Annotated in this window: 18 protein-coding genes and 1 pseudogene; 3 read left to right on the forward strand and 16 right to left on the reverse strand. The window is 72.0% G+C overall.

All coding sequences use genetic code 11. The features are described 5' to 3' along the window. Nucleotides 1-172 precede the first annotated feature (172 nt). Entirely contained in the window at nucleotides 173-946 is a 774-nt protein-coding gene (locus tag AC4OXY_RS38325) for an ABC transporter ATP-binding protein (protein ID WP_491994705.1), read from the forward strand. Next, nucleotides 946-3,495, forward strand: a complete 2,550-nt coding sequence (locus AC4OXY_RS38330) for an ABC transporter permease (protein WP_491991953.1) — start codon at nucleotides 946-948, stop codon at nucleotides 3,493-3,495. The genes AC4OXY_RS38325 and AC4OXY_RS38330 overlap by 1 nt, the downstream gene beginning before the upstream one ends. A 120-nt stretch (nucleotides 3,496-3,615) precedes the next feature. Here AC4OXY_RS38330 and AC4OXY_RS38335 read toward each other — a convergent pair. The 3 genes and pseudogenes from AC4OXY_RS38335 to AC4OXY_RS38345 all read right to left on the reverse strand — a co-directional run. Then, nucleotides 3,616-3,765, reverse strand: a pseudogene (locus AC4OXY_RS38335) (acyl-CoA carboxylase epsilon subunit); the annotation flags it as partial. A 324-nt stretch (nucleotides 3,766-4,089) separates the two neighbouring features. Further along, nucleotides 4,090-4,701 (reverse strand): chorismate--pyruvate lyase family protein, encoded by a 612-nt coding sequence (locus AC4OXY_RS38340; protein WP_491991954.1) that lies wholly within the window; start codon nucleotides 4,699-4,701, stop codon nucleotides 4,090-4,092. A 26-nt stretch (nucleotides 4,702-4,727) separates the two neighbouring features. After that, entirely contained in the window at nucleotides 4,728-5,483 is a 756-nt protein-coding gene (locus AC4OXY_RS38345) for an SDR family NAD(P)-dependent oxidoreductase (RefSeq protein ID WP_491991955.1), read from the reverse strand. A gap of 131 nt (nucleotides 5,484-5,614) precedes the next feature. On the opposite strand from AC4OXY_RS38345, the gene AC4OXY_RS38350 reads away from it, so the two are divergent. Then, nucleotides 5,615-9,301 (forward strand): ABC transporter ATP-binding protein, encoded by a 3,687-nt coding sequence (locus AC4OXY_RS38350; protein ID WP_491991956.1) that lies wholly within the window; start codon nucleotides 5,615-5,617, stop codon nucleotides 9,299-9,301. Here AC4OXY_RS38350 and AC4OXY_RS38355 read toward each other — a convergent pair. The 13 genes from AC4OXY_RS38355 to AC4OXY_RS38415 all read right to left on the reverse strand — a co-directional run bounded on the left by AC4OXY_RS38355 (nucleotide 9,270) and on the right by AC4OXY_RS38415 (nucleotide 20,688). Continuing rightward, entirely contained in the window at nucleotides 9,270-10,052 is a 783-nt protein-coding gene (locus AC4OXY_RS38355) for a maleylpyruvate isomerase family mycothiol-dependent enzyme (RefSeq protein ID WP_491991957.1), read from the reverse strand. The two genes, AC4OXY_RS38350 and AC4OXY_RS38355, sit on opposite strands and share 32 nt — an antisense overlap. Continuing rightward, nucleotides 10,049-10,894, reverse strand: coding sequence for a class I SAM-dependent methyltransferase (locus tag AC4OXY_RS38360; RefSeq protein ID WP_491991958.1), 846 nt, complete (start codon nucleotides 10,892-10,894; stop codon nucleotides 10,049-10,051). Before AC4OXY_RS38360 ends, AC4OXY_RS38355 begins: the two co-directional genes overlap by 4 nt. Then, complete coding sequence (locus AC4OXY_RS38365) at nucleotides 10,891-11,634, reverse strand: 3-oxoacyl-ACP reductase family protein (RefSeq protein ID WP_491991959.1); 744 nt, start codon at nucleotides 11,632-11,634, stop codon at nucleotides 10,891-10,893. Before AC4OXY_RS38365 ends, AC4OXY_RS38360 begins: the two co-directional genes overlap by 4 nt. Continuing rightward, nucleotides 11,631-12,902, reverse strand: coding sequence for an aspartate aminotransferase family protein (locus tag AC4OXY_RS38370; RefSeq protein ID WP_491991960.1), 1,272 nt, complete (start codon nucleotides 12,900-12,902; stop codon nucleotides 11,631-11,633). Before AC4OXY_RS38370 ends, AC4OXY_RS38365 begins: the two co-directional genes overlap by 4 nt. A gap of 30 nt (nucleotides 12,903-12,932) precedes the next feature. Continuing rightward, on the reverse strand, nucleotides 12,933-13,982 hold the full coding sequence (locus AC4OXY_RS38375) for a hypothetical protein (RefSeq protein WP_491991961.1): 1,050 nt from the start codon (nucleotides 13,980-13,982) through the stop codon (nucleotides 12,933-12,935). 26 nt (nucleotides 13,983-14,008) lie between these two features. Continuing rightward, nucleotides 14,009-15,391, reverse strand: coding sequence for a class I adenylate-forming enzyme family protein (locus tag AC4OXY_RS38380; protein WP_491991962.1), 1,383 nt, complete (start codon nucleotides 15,389-15,391; stop codon nucleotides 14,009-14,011). Beyond that, complete coding sequence (locus tag AC4OXY_RS38385) at nucleotides 15,384-16,103, reverse strand: beta-ketoacyl synthase N-terminal-like domain-containing protein (protein ID WP_491991963.1); 720 nt, start codon at nucleotides 16,101-16,103, stop codon at nucleotides 15,384-15,386. The genes AC4OXY_RS38380 and AC4OXY_RS38385 overlap by 8 nt, the downstream gene beginning before the upstream one ends. Then, complete coding sequence (locus AC4OXY_RS38390; protein WP_491991964.1) at nucleotides 16,093-17,259, reverse strand: beta-ketoacyl synthase N-terminal-like domain-containing protein; 1,167 nt, start codon at nucleotides 17,257-17,259, stop codon at nucleotides 16,093-16,095. Before AC4OXY_RS38390 ends, AC4OXY_RS38385 begins: the two co-directional genes overlap by 11 nt. Before the next feature lie 49 nt (nucleotides 17,260-17,308). After that, on the reverse strand, nucleotides 17,309-17,569 hold the full coding sequence (locus tag AC4OXY_RS38395; protein WP_491991965.1) for a phosphopantetheine-binding protein: 261 nt from the start codon (nucleotides 17,567-17,569) through the stop codon (nucleotides 17,309-17,311). 107 nt (nucleotides 17,570-17,676) lie between these two features. Beyond that, the gene (locus tag AC4OXY_RS38400; RefSeq protein WP_491991966.1) at nucleotides 17,677-18,231 is read right to left on the reverse strand and encodes a P-loop nucleotide/nucleoside kinase family protein; all 555 of its coding nucleotides are present in this window, start codon (nucleotides 18,229-18,231) and stop codon (nucleotides 17,677-17,679) included. Then, nucleotides 18,228-19,352 (reverse strand): glycosyltransferase family 2 protein, encoded by a 1,125-nt coding sequence (locus tag AC4OXY_RS38405; RefSeq protein WP_491991967.1) that lies wholly within the window; start codon nucleotides 19,350-19,352, stop codon nucleotides 18,228-18,230. The genes AC4OXY_RS38400 and AC4OXY_RS38405 overlap by 4 nt, the downstream gene beginning before the upstream one ends. Then, nucleotides 19,352-20,395, reverse strand: coding sequence for a methyltransferase (locus tag AC4OXY_RS38410; protein WP_491991968.1), 1,044 nt, complete (start codon nucleotides 20,393-20,395; stop codon nucleotides 19,352-19,354). Before AC4OXY_RS38410 ends, AC4OXY_RS38405 begins: the two co-directional genes overlap by 1 nt. Continuing rightward, entirely contained in the window at nucleotides 20,392-20,688 is a 297-nt protein-coding gene (locus AC4OXY_RS38415; RefSeq protein ID WP_491991969.1) for an acyl carrier protein, read from the reverse strand. Before AC4OXY_RS38415 ends, AC4OXY_RS38410 begins: the two co-directional genes overlap by 4 nt.

Genomic DNA, 20,688 nt, shown 5'->3' on the forward strand with positions numbered 1-20,688 from the left:
CAACCGACATCGTGTCAACTTCCTACGGAAGCCCGCAGCGTCGTATCACGGTACCTACTTTCGTATGGGGCGGTCGCCTACCTTGGAGACTGTCCTGTGCACGTGGATCCCACTGGAATCGTTCCGAGCACTTTTCACGGATACGGAAACGAGGCCAGACGTGACGGACACCATGCGCGAAGGGAGCGGCGCCGAGCGTGCGTCGGACGAAGTCGCCGCGCGCACCTCCGCCCTCTTCAAGACCTATGGTTCAGGGGATTCCGCGGTCGACGCACTCAAGGACGTCTCGGTCAGCATCCCGCGCGGCCGCTTCGTCGCGGTCATGGGGCCCTCCGGCTCCGGGAAGTCGACACTGATGCACTGCATGGCCGGCCTGGACTCATGCACCTCCGGCAGCGTGTGCATCGGTGACGTCGAGATCAGCGAGCTCGACGACAAACACCTGACCCGACTGCGCCGGGACAAGGTGGGCTTCATCTTCCAGTCCTTCAACCTCATTCCCACGCTCAATGCCCTGGAGAACATCACCCTGCCCCTCGACATCGCAGGCCGCGAACCGGACAAGGAATGGCTGGACTCCGTTGTCGACGTGGTCGGACTGGGCGATCGGCTCAAGCACCGGCCCGCCGAACTCTCCGGTGGCCAGCAGCAGCGTGTGGCGTGCGCCCGCGCCTTGGCCGGCAAACCCGAGATCATCTTCGCCGACGAGCCCACCGGTAACCTCGACTCCCGCTCGGGCACTCAAGTCCTGGCATTCCTGCGGGACTTCGTGACGGATATGGGCCAGACCATCGTGATGGTCACACACGACCCGCGAGCCGCCGCCTATGCGGACGAGGTCCTGTTCCTCGCCGACGGACGCACGGTCGGCAAGATGACCGAACCCACGGTGGAGCGGGTCCTCGACCGCATGCAGGGCTTCACACCGCGTGAGGCGGCCGCCTGATGCTGCTGAGAATCGCTCTGCGCAACTTGGGCGCGAACCGGCTGCGCCTCGCCCTCACCGTGCTGGCCGTCACTCTCGGGGCGTCCATCGTGGCCGGTACGCTGATCTTCACGGCCACGATCAACACCGCCGTCACCGACCTGTTCTCGCAATCGGGCAAGGGGACCGACGCCGTGGTCCGGCCGAAGCGGGCCCTGGACGCGGACTCTGCCCAAAGCCTCGACCAGAGCGGCACCAAACCGCTGCCTGCCTCCGTCCTCACGATGGTCAGCGGGGTCGAGGGGGTGGCGAAGGCGCACGGCTCGATCCTCGGATACGCCGCCGTACTGCACGACGGGAAGCTGCTCGGCTCCAGCCAGGTCGGCCAGGACTGGACCGACGACCCCGACTTCTCGATCATGCACCTCGCATCCGGTCGCGCGCCCACCGGCGCGAGGGAGGTGGTGATGGATGCCGGCACCGCGAAAAAGGCCGGCTTCCGTGTGGGCGACCGGGTCAAGGTCGCGACCCGGCATCCGACCGAGACGTTCACGCTCGTGGGGACGTTCGACTTCGGATCCACCCCTCCGATCGGCGACACGTCCTACACGGCGTTCGCCCCCGGGACCGCACAGCGGCTGCTGTCCGAGCGGCCCGGCAGCTACGACGAGATCGCCGTGCACGCGCGCGACGGCGTTTCGCAGCAGCAGGTGCGCGACGCCATCGCGAAGGCGGTGCCGTCCGGCATCGAGGTGATCACCGGCCGGAAGGCCATCGACGAACAAGTGAACCAGGCCAAGGACCTCATCGTCATCCTCCGCTCCTTCCTGCTTGCCTTCGCCGTCGTCGCGGTCTTCGTGGGCTCCTTCCTCATCTTCAACACCTTCTCCATGCTCGTCGCCCAACGCACCCGCGACCTGGCGCTGCTGCGGGCCGTCGGCGCCTCGCGCAGCCAGGTCAAGGGCTCCGTGCTGGGCGAGGCAGCCGGCGTGGGGTTCATCGGCGCAACGTTCGGCGTCGGTCTGGGATGCGCGCTGGCCGTGGGCTTGCGCCTGCTGTTCAGGCTGTTCGGGCTGCACCTGCCCGAAGCGCCCCTGAGCGTTCCCGCATCAGCTGTGCTGGCCTCCTACGCCGTGGGCATCGCCGGCACCGTCTGCGCCTCATACCTGCCGGCGCACCGTGCCGCGACCATCCCTCCCGTGGCGGCGATGCGCGAGGACCTCGGCGCGGGCGACCGGTCGCTGCGCACCCGCACCGCAGCCGGTGCGGCGGCGGCGCTCCTCGGGGCGGCCATGGAGGTGGGCGGGCTCCTCGTCGACGGCAAGGCCGCGCTCTTCCTCGCCGGCGGCGGCGCGATCGGCATCATGCTCGGGGTCACCCTGCTCATGCCTGCCGTGAACAGACCGCTGACGACGGCACTGGGCTGGCCACTGGCGAGGTTCGGGGGAGTCGTCGGCCGGTTGAGCCGGCGCAATGCCCAGAGCAATCCGCGACGTACCGCCGCCACGGCGTCGGCGCTCATGATCGGCCTGGCCCTCGTCGGGTTGGTGTCCGTCATCGCCGCGTCGACCGTGTCCTCCGTGACGGCAAGTCTCGACGCCGGCGTCCGGGCGGACTACGAGGTCACCTCCCAGGGGTCGATGCCCTTCGGCCGCGAGGTGGGTGACGCCGTCGCCAGGGCCTCCGGGGTGCGGAAGGTCGTCGAGTCCCGCACGGTACGCGTCCGGCTCGGTGGGGAGACGCAAAGCGTCACGGCCGCCGATCCGCAGGCGCTGGCCCAGCTGTACCGGCTGAGGACGGAGGACGGTTCGACCACCCTGGGCACCGACGAACTGCTCGTCGATCGCGGCACCGCGAAGGACAAGGGCTGGCACGTGGGCAGCACGGTGTCGGGCCAGTACGAGGACGGCGACACGGCGCGCTTCCGGATCGCGGGCATCTACGCCGACGTCAAGAGTCTCACGGCGACCGTTCCGAAGCTCATCCTGAGCGCCGCCGGTTACCGGACGCACCAGCAGAGTGACCTGATCGACCGGATCGACGTCGTCACCGCGCACGGCGCGGACTCCGCCCGGGACCGGCACGCCCTCGAAACCGCACTGGCCGACTGGCCCAACCTCCGGGTTCAGGACCGAGGCGAGCTCAAGAGGCAGGCAGCGGGCAACGCCACAATGCTCCTGCCACTGATCCTGATCCTGCTCGCCCTGTCGGTGGTCATCGCTGTGCTCGGCATCGTCAACACCCTTGCCCTCTCGGTCATCGAGCGCACCCGGGAGATCGGACTGCTGCGCGCGGTCGGCATGCAGCGAAGGCAGTTGCGGCGCATGATCCGGTACGAGTCGGTCGTGATCTCGGTCTTCGGTACGGTGCTCGGACTCGGCGTCGGGGTCGTCTGCGGCCTTGCGCTGCAGCGGGCCATGGCCGGCGATGGCGTGGAGGTGCTGACCGTGCCCTTCGGTCAGATCGGCGCGTACCTGCTGGGCGGGGCGTTCGTCGGAGTGGTCGCGGCCGTCTGGCCGGCCCGGCGCGCTGCCAGGACGGAGATCCTGCGCGCCATCGGCGGCAGGTGAACGCACTCGCCGACGCGACGTGTTCGAGGGCGTCGCGTCGGCGAGCCGGTCTGCGCCACAGGGGCGCGTCCGCCGCCTGAAGGACCGCAGCGGTCCTTCAGGCATCGGCGCGGCCCAGCCGTGCCAGCTGTGCGGGGCGCGGAATCCGCGTTCGAGGTCCAGGTGGCGCCGGCCGGCCTTCGGGCTGAGGCGGCGCCCCGGGACCGGCGGGGCGCCGCCCGCGCGGGCCAGGAGGACGGCCGCGATGGCGACGACCTCCTCGGGCTCGGCGACGCGAGTGTCTCGGTAGTTGTCGGTCGTGACGCTCGTTTGACGCTCTGGGCGCCCGCACGCAGGGTGGCGAGCCGAGAAAGCTGCCCTGACCTGGGCTTTTCCGTGACTCGCTTAGGGGTGACATCTTTCCGATGACGCATCACATGAAGTGCCGGGCGATCTTTCTCTCAGCTCGCGGAGACCACCATGCAGGTCAGGATGGATGTGGCGGCAGTTTTTCGCAAAGAGGTCAGATGTCCCGGAAGAGACCAGCGAACGCGGTGACCTGCCGCGATGAGTGGCTGGTGGTTGCTGACCTGTGTAAATGACCTTTCAGTTGTTTCACCAATCCAGGCCGAAGCACTCCGTGATCAGGGCCGCCGGTTGCTGGTGCGGCGTTCTCAAGCGGTAGGTGCGGTGCAGCGTCGGTCCGGCGGGTGCGCTCGCCTCCGCCCACTGGGGGAGACAGCCCAGGCCGTACCACAGGAGTTCCCGTCGGGCGTTCGCGCCGTGACGCCTCAACGCTCCGCCCAGTCCCAGCGGTTCGGCACTCAAGGAACGGGCCACCTCGAGTGGGAGGCGCTCGCGCAGGAGGAACGTCTCGGCGTGGTACACAGGGGTGTTCGTGTCGCGGACCGTGACCTCGACGCGTCGGCGTATCGCCGGCGTTCCCGGGGACGCCTCCAGCCACGTCCCCGTGTCGGCGGACAACCCGACGGCCCGTTCGTCCAGCACGCGCACCGCCAGAGGCTGCATCGTGCTGGTCGCGATGAGAGTCGTCACGGTTCCGTCGCTCGTCAGGACACCGCGCAGGATCGGGTCGAGCGCGCTCGTGTCGATGTCGCGCAACTCCACAGGCCGACGGTGCTGGGCCAGGAAGTATCCGTCCACAAGGGACGAGGAGGCTTCCGGGCCCGGCGCCGTGCGGCGTTCCCACCTGTCGGTCCGGAACATCTCTCATCCTCCTTACGGGCAGGTCATCAGCCCCGGCCGAGTACCGCCCCGCCGTTGACCTGGATGATCTGGCCTGTGACGTCCTCCGCCTCCGCCGAGGCGAGCCAGCGGACCGCGCTCGCGACCGACTCCGGACGGGCGGCGCGGCCGACGAGGGTGGCGTCCACGAGGGAACGGCGGCGCTCCTCGGTCATGCGGTCGTCGAAGAACTCGGTCCCCTCCACGTATCCGGGCGCCACCACATTGGCGGTACCACGGCCTCCCAGTTCCTTGGCCAGCGTGTACGTCCATGCGTGCAGGGCGGACTTCGCCGCGCCGTAGGGGCCCCCGCCGCGCAGGGCCGCGACCGAGCTGACGGTGATGATCCTGGCCCCCGGGGATCGCGTGAGGTACGGCAGCGCCGCGGTCGTGAGCAGTACGGAGGAAAGGACGTTGCGTTGCCACTCGTCGAGCCACGCCGCCGCCACGTCGTGCAGTGCGCTGCCGGTGACGCGGGTCGTCCCGCCCGCGTTGTTCACCACGGTGGCGATCGCGTCCCCCGGCGCCGCCTCGGCGGCCACTGTGTCGACCGCGCGCTGTACTTCGTCCGGTTCCCTGAGATCCGCGGCGAGCCAGGTGACCGCGTCGGGCCGGACGGCTTGGTTGGTCTCCCGAGCCGCCACTCTCAGTACCTCCGCACGGCGTCCCAGGAGAACGACCCGATGCCCGACGTCCGCGAGCGCGTGCGCTGCTGCCCGGCCGATGCCCGTGCCACCCCCTGACACCAAGGCGATGCGTGTCATCTCCCCCCTTCCGGCCTGCCCTGTGCCGCGTCCGCGGCCGACCCCGGAAGGGCCGGCGGGCTCACTCAAGGTAGACCGGCCGAGGCAGGGGGCGGCCAGCCGTTCCCGGCATTGATGAGCAGTCCTTATCGATGCGGGACGGACCGACGGCGATCGGCATGCTGGCACGCGTGATCCCTCTCGGTGGTCCGTCGAAGACACGCAGGAGACCGGCCACGGCGCCCAGCAAGCGTTCCGCTCTCTCCAGGCTGCTGACGCGGTGCGCACGGCACCGGGGCCTGTGCGCCACGGCGGGAGCGGCCGCCGCCGTCAGCGGACTCGCGGCGATGGCCGCGCCCCTGATGCAGCGTCGGCTGATCGACGCCGCCGTGGCGGGCCGTGGCGGCACACCCCAGACCCTCTGGTACGCCGGGCTACTGCTGACGGCGGGCGTCGCCTTCGGCGGCTCCGTGCTGCGCAGACGCGCGGCGCAGGAACTGTCGCTCCGGGTGGAGCACGAGCTGCGCACCGAACTCTTCGCCGCCGTGCTGCGCAGCGGCCCCCGCCACCCGGGGATGCCGACGCCGCGCCAGGCGGCCACGCGCGCCGTCGCGGATCTCCCGCCCATCACCTCGTTGCTCGGTATGGGACCACTACTGCTCGGCAACATCGTGCTCATCGTCGGCATGTCGGTGGCGATGCTCGTGCTGTCGCCCGCGCTGACCGCTGTGGCGGCCGGACTGGGGCTCGGTCTGTGGGCCCTGTCCAGGCGGGGGAGGGACCGTGTCTTCCCGGCGGCTACGGCAGTGCAGCGGCGGGCGGGCGAGGTGGTCTCGGCGGTCCGGTCGGTCATCGCCGGCGCGCGTGTGGTCAAGTCGTTCGGGCGGGAGGCGGAACAGCATGAGCGACTGGCCGAGGCGGCGCGCCGGCTGATGGCGGCCCAACTGGCCCGGATCCGGCTCGCCTCCCGTTTCGACCCGGCCCTGCAGGCACTTCCCACCCTGGGCCAGCTCGCGCTGCTGGCCCTCGGTGGCTGGCTGGCCGTGCACCACCGGCTCAGTGTGGGAACGTACCTGGCCTTCGCCTCCTACCTCGGCCAGCTGATCGCTCCGGTCCGGATGATGTCCCGCCTGGTGTCGGTCGGTCAGCAGGCCAGAGCGGGCGCCACGCGCATCTACCAGGTCCTCGACGCGGACGGGGACGGCGGGCCGGACTCCTCCGGACGAGGACCGGCGCCGGGCCCGCTCACCGCCACCGGCGGCGCCCCGAGCGTGAGGTTCGCCTCGGTGGTGTTCGCCCACGGCGCCACCCCGCTGTTGCGGGACTTCAGCCTGGACGTGGCAGCCGGGGAGACCGTGGCGCTCGTCGGGCCGCCCGGGGCGGGGAAGTCGGCCGTGGCCCGCCTGCTGGTCCGACTGCACGACGTGCGGGACGGGCGGATCCTGGTGGGCGGCCGGGACGTGCGCGAGTTCGATGTACGCGCACTGCGTGCCACGGTCGGCCTCGTGCCGGAGGACCAGGTCATCTTCGCGGACACCGTGCGGGCCAACATCGGCTACTGCCGCCCGGGAGCCACCGACGACGAGATCCGGGCCGCGGCACGTGCGGCGCGGGCGGACGAGTTCATCCGCGAACTGCCCCGGGGATACGACACCGTCCTCGGTGAACGCGGGGTGTCGCTGTCCGGCGGGCAGCGACAGCGCCTCGGCCTGGCCAGGGTGCTGTGTGGGGCCGCTTCCGTTCTGGTCCTGGACGATGCGACGTCCGCGCTGGACCCTGCCCTGGAGGCAGAGGTGCACGATGCGCTGCGGCGGGATTTCGCCGAGCGCACCGTGTTGCTGATCGCGCGCCGACGGGCGACGGTGCGCCTGGCCGACCGGATCGTCGTCCTGGACGAGGGCCGCGTGGTGGACTCAGGGACCCACGAGGAGCTCCTCGGGCGCTGCGCGGTCTACCGCGGCCTGTTCGCGGTGGACACCGCCGCCGAAGCGCGGGACGGACGGTCGGCACCCGAACACGTTCCGGCTTCTGCGCTGGCCGCCACGGCCTTGGTGCCGCCCCTGCGGGACACGGAGGACATCGGGTTCCGGGGCCTGCTGAGGCGGTACAAGTGGCCGCTGGCGGCCTGCGCGGCGCTGGTGGCCACCGACGCCCTGGCCGGTCTCGGGGTTCCGCTGCTGGTCCGCCGGGCCATCGACGAGGGGGTGCGGCACACGGACTTCGGGGCCGTCGCCGCAGCCGCCCTGCTGGGGCTGGCCGTGGTGCTCGCCGACTGGGTCGTCAACGTCGTACAGGTCAGACTCGCGGGCACCACCGGTGAACGGCTCATGTTCGACATCCGGGTACGGCTCTACCGTCATCTGCAGAGCCTCGGACTGGACTACTACGAGCGGGAGGCGACCGGCGCCACGCTCAGCCGTGTCACCACCGAGCCTGACCTCCTGGCCGGTTTCCTGCAGACGGGTCTGGTTTCCGTCGCGGTCAGCGCGCTGACCGTGCTGAGCGTCTGCTGTGCCCTGCTGATCACCGACGCGGGGCTGGCCTGCGCGGTCCTTCCCGCGTTCCCGCTGCTCGTCGCGGCCACCGTCCTCTTCCGCCGCCGCATCGTGCCGCTGCACCGGCGGTCTCGGCAGGATCTCACGGCCGTCAACGCGTATCTGGAGGAGAACGCCGCCGGAGCCGAGGCGGTGTTGCTGGCCCGCCGGGAAGAGGCGAACATCCGACGGTTCGCCGAACTGAGCGCCCACTTCAAGAACGGCCGTGCGCGGGCGCAGCGACTGGTCGCGCTGTACTTCCCCCTTGTCCAGCTGGTGACGGATCTCGCCGCGGTCGTCATCCTGGCGACAGGACGGCACCGGGTGGCCGCGGGCACTCTGAGCACCGGGGTGCTCATCGCCTTCCTGCTGTTCCTGAACCTGCTGTTTTCCCCCGTACAGCAGTTGTCGCAGCTCTTCGACAGCTACCAGCAGGCCGCGGTCGGCATGCAGCGCATACGCGATTTCCTCGAAGTGCCGGTGTCGGTGCGCTCTCCCGCGAACCCGGTGCCGGTCGGCCGACTGCGCGGCGAGATCGTCCTGGACGACGTCCGGTTCTCGTTCCCCGGCACGGCTACGGAGGTCCTCGCCGGCGTGAGCCTGCGCATCGCCGCCGGCGAGACCGTCGCCGTGGTCGGTGCCAGCGGCGCGGGCAAGTCGACGCTGGTGAAGCTGATCGCCAGGCTGTACGAGGTCACGGGCGGACGCATCCTGGTGGACGGCGTGGACGTGCGCTCCTACGACGTCTCCGCCTACCGCCGGCGCCTGGGGTCGGTGCCGCAGGAGCCGTATCTCTTCGGCGGCAGCGTCCGGGAGGTGATCGGCTTCGCCGCGACCGGGGCGACCGAGCGGGCCGTCGAGCAGGCCGCCGAGGCCGTGGGCGCCCATCGGACCATAGCGGCCCTGCCCGGCGGTTACGCGTACCCGGTCGACGAGGGCGGGCCGAACCTGTCGCTCAGCCAACGTCAGCTGCTCGCCCTGGCGCGGGCCCATCTCGCAGACCCCGACATCCTGTTGCTCGACGAGGCGACATCGGCGACCGACGCGAACGGCGGCTCCGGGGGCGCGGTGACGGCCGGGCCGTCACGCCGTACGACCGTGATCGTGACCCATCGGCCGGCCGTCGCCGCGCTGGCCGACCGGATCGTCGTGCTGGACCACGGGGTCGTGGCGGAGGACGGCATGCCTGCCGAGCTGCTGGCGCGCGACGGTGTCTACGCCGCCATGTGGCGGGCGGACCGATCGTCTGCCGCCGGGACCGCGCCCGGGACGGTCAGCGGGCGCGGAGGGCGTCCAGCACCGTAGCGTCGCCCTCGATCCGGAGCCTGTCCGCGGCGGTCGCCCGGCCCCACAGCACGAGGAGGAGATCCTCGGTCGTGCCCACGGCCACGCAGTCGGGTGCCGGGCCGGGTTCGGAGGGGTCCGGCGGCGGGGTGAGGGAGACGTCGGACCCGCGCACGGTGACCCGCCAGTTCGCGGCCGTGTCGGAGGCGGTGAGCAGAACGGTCCCGGTCGATCCCGGGCGTCCCGCGTTCCGTCCGCCCGGCAGGAAGGTGTCCAGGACCTCGGCCACACCGTCCGTCCCCAGTTCGGTGCCGATGGCCGCCGGAACGCCCAGCGCGTTCTCGGCGTCCCAGCGATGCAGCGCCGTCTCGTGGGCCATACGGCGGTGCCAGAAAAGGGCCACCGGGGGCCGGCCCGCCCAGTTCCAGGCGGGCGCGGTCGGGGAGACCGCGTCCAACTCCTCGCCCATCGCCGTGCATTCCCACTGCCACCAGGTGACGACGCCGACGCCGTCCGGCACCTCCGGCCGGTCGTGCCGCGGGGTGCCGGCGGTGCGTCGGTGCAGATGCTGACGGTGCCAGCGGTACACACCGGCGACATGGGCGACGAGATCGGACACCGTCCACCCGGGGCAGGAGGGGACGGCCGCGTCGAGCCGGGCGGTGTCGATCACGGCCCGGAAGCGTGCCGCCTCCTGGTGGAAGGCCCGCAGCCACCGCTCCTTCGTCCAGCGGGTGTCGGCGGACGGGGCCGTGCTGTGGATGGATGTCATCGGTCTGCTCCCCCTGCTGCCTGCGGGCGGTCGGGACGGGACGGTTCACCGGTCTGTGAGACCTTGCGGAGTACGGTCAGCTCGCGCTGCGTACGCCTGGTGCGCGGCCGGTCGGGGTCCGGCATGGCCCGCAGCCGGGCGACGGCGGGACCGATGGCGCGCTCGCGCTCGGCGGGGCCGAGCGCCCACAGGAAGAACGGCGCACCGCTCTCCAGGAAGTCCGCCGCCTCGGCGGGCGACTGCCGGTGGTACGTCGGCTCGAAACGGTCGGTGTGCTCCACTGCGAAGCCGGTCCGGGGGGCCAGCAGGTGCAGGCGGGCCGAGCGGTCGTCGCGCCGCCCGTCGCTGTCGAGGCGCTGCCACACCCGCTCGTACTCGATGCCGATCGGGTCGTCGGCGGGCAGCAGCACACCGGAGGCGATCACATAGCGACCGCCCGGCACCAGGACCCGTGCGACCTCGGCGAGCACGGCGGGGGCGTCCGCGACCATCTGGAGCACCCACACACTGACCGCCTGCTCGAACGTCGCCGCCCGGAAGGGCAGCCGGGCCGCGTCCGCGGCGACCACCACGGGGCCGAGCCGCTGCCGGGCCCGCGCCAGCATGGCGGGCGACAGATCGAGCCCGTACACGGTGTGGCCGAGGTCCGTCAGCGCCCGGCTGACCACGCCGGTGCCCGTTCCGACGTCCAGGACGGGCTCGCCTTGGCGCAGGAAGGGGGCGAGCCGTGCCGCGACCTTGCGACCGCGCTCCTCGCCGCCGCGCGTACGGTCGTAGCGGGATGCGACGCCGTCGAACCCGTAGGACGCCGCGGCACCACGGGCAGCGTCGACGCCGCTCACCAGCCCATCCCCTGTCCGCCGTCCACGGGCACCAGGGCGCCGGTGATGTATCCGGCCTGCTCGCCGGCCAGGAAGTCCACCGTGGCGGCCACCTCCCGGTCCCGGCCGAACCGCCCGAGCGGCACCTGGGCACGGATGCCGTCGCGGATCTGGTCCGGTACCCGCCGCGTCAGCTCGGTCTCCACGAAACCGGGCAGCACCACGTTGACCGTGACGCCGTGCGGCGCGACCTCCCGGGCGAGGCTGCGGGCCAGACCGATGAGCGCGGCCTTGGCGGCGGCGTAGCCGCTCTGCCCGGGGGCGCCGACGGTCGCGGCGACGGAGGAGACGAAGACGAGCCGGCCCCAGCCGCGCCGGGTCATCCCGGGCACGACGTGCCGGGTCGCATGGTAGGCGGACAGCAGGTTGCCCTGGACCAGCCTGTGGAAGGACGCGTCGGACGTCCGGGCGAGGAGGGCGTCGTCGGTGGTGCCGGCGTTGGCGACGAGCACCTCCACCGGACCGAGCCGGTCCTCGACCTCCCGCACCGCCGCGTCGACGTCGCCTGCCTCGGTGAGATCGCAGCGCACCGACAGGAAGTCCCCGCCGGCACCGCCCGACCGAGAGGCCACCGCCACCCGCCGGCCGCTCTCCCGCAGCCGTACCGCCGTCGCCAGACCGATTCCTCTGCTGCCGCCGCAGACCAGGGCGACACGGTCCCGTCGCGCCACCGGGCCGTTCCCGTCGATGGTCTGCCTCACGCCGGATCTCCGCCCTCGGCGACCGCGTGGCGGGCGGCCCGGTCCGCGACGGCGACCGCGTGCTCCAGATCGGCGTCCGACAGCGCCGCGCACACGTACCAGTGGTGGTTGGGATGCAGCAGCAACCCCTCCCGAACGGTCCAGGTGTAGAAGTGCCGCTTGCAGCGCTGGGCGCGGGCGTCGTCGTCGAACTCCAGGAACGGCATCTGGGGCGCTCCCACGACGCGCGCGGGCAGGCCGGTCCGCGCGATCACGTCCCGCAGACCCGCCTGAAGCCGGGTCCCCAGCGCCTCGACGCGCGCCAGGGCCGAGGTGGTGGCGAGGACGTCGATGGTGGCCAGGCTCGCCGCCATGTCCAGGGAGTTCGCGAAGAACGTGGACGAGATGTGTACGTTGCCGAGTTCCCGCAGCACGTCGGCGCGACCGGCGACCGCAGACACCGCGTAACCGTTCGCCATGGCCTTGCCCACGGTGACCAGATCGGCGCGCACGCCGTACGCCTCCTGGGCCCCGCCCAGCCCGAGCCGGAAGCCGCTGCGGATCTCGTCGAGGACCAGCAACGCGCCGTGCCGGTCCGCCAGTTCTCGCACACCCTGGAGGAATCCGGGTGCGGGGAGCGTGGTCTCGAAGGGCATCATGAGAACGCACGCGACCCTGCCACGGAGGCGGTCCAGGACCTCCTCCAACGAGGACAGGTCGTTGTACGCGAACGTGGTCACCTGCTCGGCCACGTTCCGGGGCACGCCGGGGCTGCGGATCGCGGCCCAGTCGTGCCAGCCGTTGTAACCCCAGCGGACCACCACGTCGCGGCCGGTGAACGCCCGGCTCAGCCGGACGGCCGAACTCGTCGCGTCCGAACCGGTCTTCACCAGCAGCGCCGTCTCCGCGTGCGGGATCACCTCCGTCAGCCGGCGGGTCAGCCGCTGCTGCGCCGGCCGCAGCATCGACAGGGCGAAGCCCTGGCGTATCTCGGAGACGGCCGCATCGTCCACCGTGCGGTGTGCATGCCCCAGGATGATGGTCCCGTAGGCGAGGATGAAGTCGAGGTAGCGGTTGCCGTCGACGTCCCAGACGTACGCGCCCTCGCCGCGCGCGGCGTACAGCGGGTACTCGCCGTCGATCAGCCGGTCGCTGGGGATCACGTCGTCGGCGGTCGCCGCGATCGCGTCGCTCGTCGCTGCCTCGGCCGCCAGCCGGACCGACTCGGTGAGGGGCAGCGGCGGTGGTGGTGCGAGGCGGGTGACGCTCTGGGTGTCGTACAGCGGCATCGCGTACTCCAGGGAGAGAGGCGGGGCAGGTCAGGCGGCGGAGGGCGTGGTGAACCAGCGGAGGGTGTCCTGCGGTGGTCGGCCGAAGGACCACTCGGTGACCTCGGCGAGGCGGGCGGCCAGCCGCCGGGGTTCGGCCGGGGGAGTCTGCGGCACCGCTTCCCCCGCGTGCGCTGACAGGGCGGCCAGCACGGAGTGCAGGGCGCCCTCCAGCGACTCGAACTCCTCCAGGCAGAGCGCGTACACCTGGCGCGAACGGAACCGGTGCAGACCGGTCAGTATGATGCCGAGCTTCTTCGCCCGGTTCGCCGCCGTCTCCAACGCCTCGACCACGGGAGCCAGTTCGGGTGATGCCTGGAACCCGAGCGTGCTGGCGAGGGTGAACAGCTGGGGCTGCACGTCTCCGAGGATGAAGACGTGCAGGCCACGGGCGAGCACCCCGGGCAGCGGCTGCCGCTGCCAGAGTGCGCGGAAGCCTGCCAGCTCCGACAGGTCGGCGGCCAGCCGGCGCGTACCACCGCTGAGCAGACGCTTCGTCGTGGCCGCCGGATCGTCGTCCTGCGGTGCCGGGCGCGGTTCGACCACCGCCACCCGGTCGAACGCCTGGCGCAGGGAGTCGGTGAGCGGCAGCGGCCGGACGAAGCCGTCGTCAGGCGACGCGTCGGTGTCCAGCACCTCCAGACCGCCGTCGCCCATCCGCACCGCCAGCACCATGTGGTGGTGTGCCGGCCCGACCCCGTTGAACTCGTCGCCCGGCCAGTGCAGTCCGTTGGGCGAGAGCACCGGGTACCGGTCCTGCCGCAGGAGCGTCGCGAGCTCGTCCCAGCCGATGCCCCCGGGCACCGTGCGCCACTCCAGGCGACATCCCGGGAAGTCACCGAAGGGACCGCGCTCGGGGTCGCTTCGGGTCAGGTCCAGCGGGGTCGCCAGACTGGCGGCGATCTCCCGGGGAGACCGGCCGTGGTGGGCGAGCACCGCCTCCACGCACCGCAGGACGCAGCTCAGACCGTCCAGGCCTACGTCGTGCCAGCCGAGCGCCGTCGCCGGATCGAACCGTGGGCTGTCGACAGCCTGGCTCATGGGGGCGTTCCTTCCTGTCGTGTCGGTCATGAGGTCTCCAGCTCCCGCCACAGCCGGGCGGCGTGCACCTTGTTGGTGCCGGTCCGGGGCAGCTCGGGGCGGATCACCAGCCGCGTGGGCACCTTGTACGCGGAGAGCCTGGCGGCGAGATGGCGGCGCAGGTCCAGCTCGGTGACCCCGCTCGCGGCGACGAAGGCGAAGAAGCCGGTCTCCGCGCTGCCCGTGGGCGGGCCGGTGACCAGGCAGTCCCGGACGCGAGGATGGCTGCGCAGCACCGCGTCGACCTCGACCGGATCGACCTTGCGCCCGGCCACCGACACCCGCTGTGACAGGCGTCCGGTCAGCACGAGCCGGCCGTCGGGCAGCAGCCTTCCCCAGTCACCGGTGCGCTGCCAGCCGCCGGTGAACGTCTCGCGGGTGAGGGCGCCCTGACCCCAGTAGCGGCTGTGCCGGCCGGGCCCGCGCACCCACACCTCGCCCTCCGTGCTGGTCCCGGCATCCCCGGGCCGCCCGATCCGCACCCGCACGCCGGGTACCGGATGGCCGACCGATTCCACGTCGTCGGGGTCGGCCAGGGTGATCACACAGTTCTCCGTCGCCCCGTAGTGATTGCTCAGGCCGGTACCGGCCGCCTCCCGCCAGACGTCGGCCGTGGCCTTGTCGAGCCGCTCCCCGGCCGAGACGCACAGCCGGGTGGTGTGGCCGGCCGACGGCAGGTGGGGCAGGAGCACCCGGTAGAGGAAGGGCACCGACTGAATGACGGTGGGCCGCAACTCCCCTATCCAGTGCGCCAGTTCGGCCGGGCCGGGTGGCGCGGGGGCCAGTACGACGGTCGCACCCGAGAGCAGACCGGCGACCAAGGCGATACCGAAGGCGTAACTGTGGTGCAGGGGGGTGGTACACAGAATGACGTCGTCCGGGCGATACCCCGCCGTATCCGCGAAGGACGCGCACGCCGCGACAGTGCTCGCCCAGTCCCGGCGTACGACCTTGGGCAGGCCGTTGGTGCCGGAGGTCACCAAGCCGAAGGGTGCCGCGGGACGATCGGCCAAGGGGGGCCGGGGGCCGACGGACGCGGCGGCGGGATCCAGGACTCCGAGGAGACGGGCCAGCCGGGTCGTCGCGCCGATCTCGGCGTGAGTGCTCCGGGGGTCCAGCAGCACCGGGGAGAACCCGGCGCGGGCCAGTGCCAGCACCCGCACCACGTCCGAGACGGTGTTGCCCGTGGGCACGCCCCAGCGTGGCGCCACTCGACCCGGCTCCGGCGGGACGTCCAGGCCGCGCGCGGTGCGTTCCACCGCCTCCACCAAAGCGTGGTAGCCCAGTGAACCCCGCCCGTCCACCAGCGCGGTGGCCGTCGGGCGCACCGCCGCCCACCGGCGTATCCGGGCGTACAGCGACTCAGGCATCGGCGTGCTCCTCGTCCGACGGGTGTCCGACGAATCCGATCGAGGATCTGCCCTGGCGGATGCTCCAGTGCCGCAGCCGTTCGGCGCCGTACCGCCGGACCAGGTCGAACGGGGCCACCGCGGAGGACGGCGCGATCCCGTCCGGCCCGGCCGGATCGGTACCCCACCGCGTGACCTGAAGCCCGCCGGGGCTGGGAGTGAGGACGGCGCAGGCCACCGCGAGCTGCCCCGCCGCACCGGTCTCCGGGAAGGCGGACGCGGACAACGCGGTCGGCCACTCCACTCCGACGGCCAGCACCCGGGCGCAGGCGCCCTCCCGTAGCAGGTCGGCGCCGTGTCCGAAGGTGTCGACCCCGCCGGACGCGCCGGAGAAGGTGACGGACGGGCCGTCGAAACCGCGGTCGATGGAAAGGGCCGAGACCAGCGAATGCGCCGTGTAGTGGAGGAAGGCGCGCGGATCCAGCCAGCGTGCGCCGGGCCCGCGGACCGCGGTCAGGATCGCCTCCGCGGTGATCCAGGTGGCGTGCCGGCTCGCCAGGACGACCGCCGTCTCCCCGGGCGCGTCCGGCAACCCGGCCAGCGCCTCGGCCACGGCCTCGCGGAGCACCGGCAGCACCTGGTCCCGCACTGGCAGTCCCCGGTCGGCCGCGGCGGGCGCCGCCCGCTTCCGCAGCAGGGCCAGCCCGGCCACCCGCACGGGGTCAGCAGACATGCGCTTCCTCCTTCCACGCCGCCCCGGAACCGGCCGGCCCGGCCCGGTCCGCCCCCAGGACGACCGCGGCGTTCACACCGCCGAGCCCGCAGGACACCGACACGGCGACCTCGGGCGGCCGGCCCGGAGGCCGGCGGCCCAGGTTGTGCTCGCGCCACGCGGGGTCGACGGAGTCCAGCCCGAGCGTGGGCAGGACCTCGCCGCGCTCCAGGGTTGCAAGCGAGACCGCCGCCTCCACGATGCCCGCCGCTCCCTGGCAGTGACCGATGGCGGCCTTGGAACTGACCACCGGCAGGTCCTGGAGCAGCCGGTCGCCGAACACCTCGTACAGAGCCGTGAGTTCGGCGGCGTCTCCGTGCCGGGTCCCGGCCGCGTGCGCGTTCACGTAGTCCACTTCGGCAGGTCGGCGGCAGGCTTGCCGCAAGGCGGCTCGTACGGCTGCCGCCACTCCCTCGGTCTCGGGGCGCGCCGGCTGGGCGGCGAGGTTGTTGGCGGCCACGCCTTCGAGCCGGCCTCGGGTTCGTCCGTGCTCCGGCACGTCCGCCTCGATCAGCAAGGCGGCAGCCGCCTCGGAGATGCGGATACCGGACCGGTCGGCGCTGAACGGCCGGCACCCGTGCGCGCTCAGGGTGCGCAGAGCGGCCAGACCGTAGAAGCCGGCCTCCGTGATGACGTCGACCCCGCACACGACCACCCGGCGCACCCGCCCCGACGTGATCATTCGCCGGGCCACGCCGAGTGCCACACAACCGGCCGCCGAGGTCGTGGCGACGGTCATGACCTGTCCGGTCAGACCGCAGGCGGCGGCGACGCGCTCCTCCAGCGGCACCCCCCTCGGGGTGTCCCCTTCGGCCTGCCAGCCGTCCCACCGGCCACTGACCTCGGCCCCCGTCTCGTCCGTGGTGGCCAGGATCAGAGCGGTCCCCTCGCCCGGCGCGTCCGCGTCGGCGAGCGCGTCACCGACCGCCGTCGTGGCGAGGGCGTCCATCCGTCCCGGATGTCCCGGTTCGGGCAGGCCGGGCTCGTGCGGGACGAAGTACGCGAGGTCGGTGCCAGCCTGCGCGGTGTCGAAGTGCCCGATCGGGCGGACATGGGCTCCGCCCGCCGACAATGTCCGCCACAACGGGTCGATTCCGCGGCCCGCAGGCGTCAGCACGCCCACGCCGGTGACGCAGACGCGTGGGCCCGGGGAGGGTCGTCCGTCTCTAGTCATGGCGCTCGGCCAGATGACGGACGAGGGAGTCGATACAGTCGGCGACCTCCCAGAGGTCCTTGCCGGTGAGGGTGTTGAACGCGTCGCCCTGCTCCAGCTCGGCGAGCACGAGCACGATGTCCAGGGAGTCGATGCCGAGTTCGTCGAAGCGGGCGTCGGCGGGCAGGCTCCGGGCCAGTTCCGGTCCCACCCGGGCGCCGAGCACCGTCCGCACCCGTGTCTCGAGTTCGGCCAGAACGGCTTCTCGCGTCATGAGGTCTCCGTGCGTTGTCGGGCGGCCCGGGCGGGCCGGGCGGGCCGGGCGAGACTGATGGGTTGCTGCCGTCGGCTGCTCCCGGGGGAGCGGTACGCCGTCCGTCCTCAGCCGCTCGCGGGGAGCACGGCTTCGTCCCGGCGGCGCAGGATCTCGTCGACGGTCTGCTCCGGCGTCAGCTCACTGCTGTCCAGCCACAGGCCGATCCGCGGGGTCTCCTTGCGCAGCACGGCGTCGAGCTGGTCGAGCGTCCAGCGGGACCCGTAGGCGACCTTCTCCCGCCCGGACTCGCGCCGCTGCACGGCCTCGACATCGGGGGTCAGGACCACGAGCCGTACCGTCCGCTCCGGCAGATACGACAGGAAGGGTTCGAGGTTGTCGCCGAGGATCACGTCCTCGATCACCGTGTGGAAGCCCTCACGCAGGTAGGAGGTGGCCAGCTGGACGGCGTGCCGGTAGCGCAGGTGGAGCTGGGCCGTTGCCCCCGCGGTGCGCTCGGCCGTCATCTCCTGGCGCCCGTTGCGCACCATGACCCGCAGGACGTCCCCTTCGACCAGGACGCTGGGGGAGAGACGGTCGGCGAGCTGCCGGGCCACGGTCGATTTGCCGCTGGCGGAGATACCCGTCACGACGTACAGGTCTCGCTCGGGGGACTGTGTCACGATGCGTTCCTCGTCTTTCCGTTGTCCGAGCCGGCGGGGGAGTCCGCACGGCCGCCGCCGGGTGCTGTCGCGGCCCCGGCGCCAGGAGTGCCGTCACCGGTGGCGGCACGCGTGCCGGCCACGCGGAGCACGCGATGACCACCGGTGCCGCGCGGGGTGAGCGCCCGTACCAGGGCGTCGTTGACCAAGGGCTCGATCGCGCCGAGTGCCAGACGGGCGATGCCCGCCCCGGCGCGGCCGACCACCTTGGACAGCTTCGGTTCGAGCCAGGACAGCACCAGGTGCTGCCGCCTCTTGCGCGTCTTCGCCACCCGTTCGACGTAGTCGGGGGTGATGCCGTGCTTGTGCGCGAAGTGCGTCAGCGTGTCCCGGGTCCAGGCGTCGCTCCACCGGAGCAGGAAGTACGGCAGATCGGCCGGCTCGAACGGGGGCGGCGCCAGGTAGCTGATGACGGAGGCCGGCTCGAACCACACCGTGCCGCCGGCGTCCAGGATCCGCAGGCAGAAGTCCAGGTGTTCGCGGGTGGTGAGCAACCCCTCGTCCATGCCGCCGACCCGCTCCAGGGCGTCGAGTCGCACCAGGGCACAGTGAAACTCGATGATGTCGCAAGGCTGGCGCACCAACGCCTCGGCGGGCACCTCGGCAAGACCACGCAGGAAGTACCGCTGGGTCTGCTGGAAGGTGCGCTCTCCCCACTCGCCGGAGAACTCCATGTCGCCGCCCGCCATGTGCACGGTCTGCTCGTCGAGCGGGCCCTGGAGATAGAGGGGGCCCACGGCCCAGGCCCCTGTCTCCTCGGCGCAGTCGACCAATGCGGTCAGCCAGCCGTCCGTCAGCACGACGTCGTTGTCCAGGAAGACGACGTACTTCCCGGACGCGTGCCGCACACCCAGGTTGCGGGCCCGGTTGGGGCTGACGTAGGCGTCGGTGCGCACCAGGGTGAAGTCCCGCTCGCGGGCCTCCTCGGCGAGGAAGCGAGCGGTCTCCGAGGGGGAGTTGACATCCACGTACACGAGGTGGAAGCGCTCGGGTGTGTGTTTCCAGAGGTGATCCAGGGCGGTGCGGGTCTCGGAGAACCGCTCCCGAGCGGTGACGACGACGGTGATCTCGGGCCAGGCCATCAGGGTGCCCCCTCGAAGCCCGCCGCGCGGGCGGTGGTGACGGAGAAGTAGCCGAAGCAAGGAGTGGTGGAGACCGAGGCGAACCCCGCCTGCCTCAGCAAGCCGGCGAGTTCGGTCGCGGTGAACTGGTGACCGCCGGTGGTGGCCGCCATGGCGACGGCGTTGGCCGCGGCGGTCGCCGGGCCGGGCACGGCGTCGTCGAGGAGCATGTCGTGGACGAGCAGCCGGCCGCCGGGACGCAGCGCCTTCCTGGACCGGTCGGCGAGCGAACGGCACTGCTGGACGGACCAGTTGTGCATCACGTCGGCGAGCAGGATCACGTCCGCGGACGGCCAGGGCGTGGTGAACATGTCCCCCTCCATGACCGTGATACGGCCGTCCAGCCCGGCGTCGCCGACCGCGCGGGACGCGATCGGGCAGACGGAGCCGAGTTCCAGGACGGTCACGGTGAGGTCCGGATGGCGCCCGGCCAGGGCGATGGCGTAGGTGCCGCGCCCTCCGGCGACATCCAGTACATGGGCCCGCGCGGAGACGCCCAGCGAGGCGGCCCGTTCGGCGAACGCGGTCGCGGCCGCCGCCGAGTGGGCGTGCATGGCGTGGGTGAAGATCTCCGCCTGCCGGGGCACCTCCTGGTGGACCCGCCACAGGGAGCGGTTCCTGTATCCCCTGGGTGTGTCCTCCAGCAGGGCGTCGCGGACGGCCGCGCACCTGTCGTCCCACACCAGCCGGAGCATCGGCCCCCAATCGTCGGGGGTGCCGGGCAGCAGATATCGCCGGGTCACCGTCGTCAGCTCGTAACGGTCACCCCACCGCTCCAGCAGGTGCAAGGAGGCCAGCAGTTCGAGTACCGACCCGGTCGCCAGCGGCTCGGTGCCGCACCCGACCGCGACCTCAGCCGTGGTGAGCGGTCCGTCGGCCAGCCGGGTCAGCAGGCCGACACGGTACGCGGCCGCGAGCGCGGGCAGTTTCCAATGACCCAGGACCAGGTCGTGCAGGAGGCGGTCGTCCGGCTGCACAGCGGTGGGTTCCTGACGTGTCGTCATCCGCGCGCACGCACCTGTTCGGAGACGAGGGTGGCCAGATCGCCGACGGTCACATAGCGGTCGGGGCGCAGCGCGTCGTTGTCGAACGCGACGTCGTAGCGCCGCTCGAAATGCGTCAGCACGAACATCAGGGCGATGGAGTCGAGGGCCAGGTCCGCGAGGACGTCGTCCTCGTGGACCTCGGCGGGCCGGTCCTCGTCCGCCAGTAACTCGCTGATGGTCTTGAGCAATTCCGAGCGCAGATTTTCAGGGGCGGGAGTCGCGGGATCGTGCCGCGTGTGGTGGGACACCAT

It is taken from the genome of Streptomyces sp. HUAS MG56, from assembly GCF_058673395.1.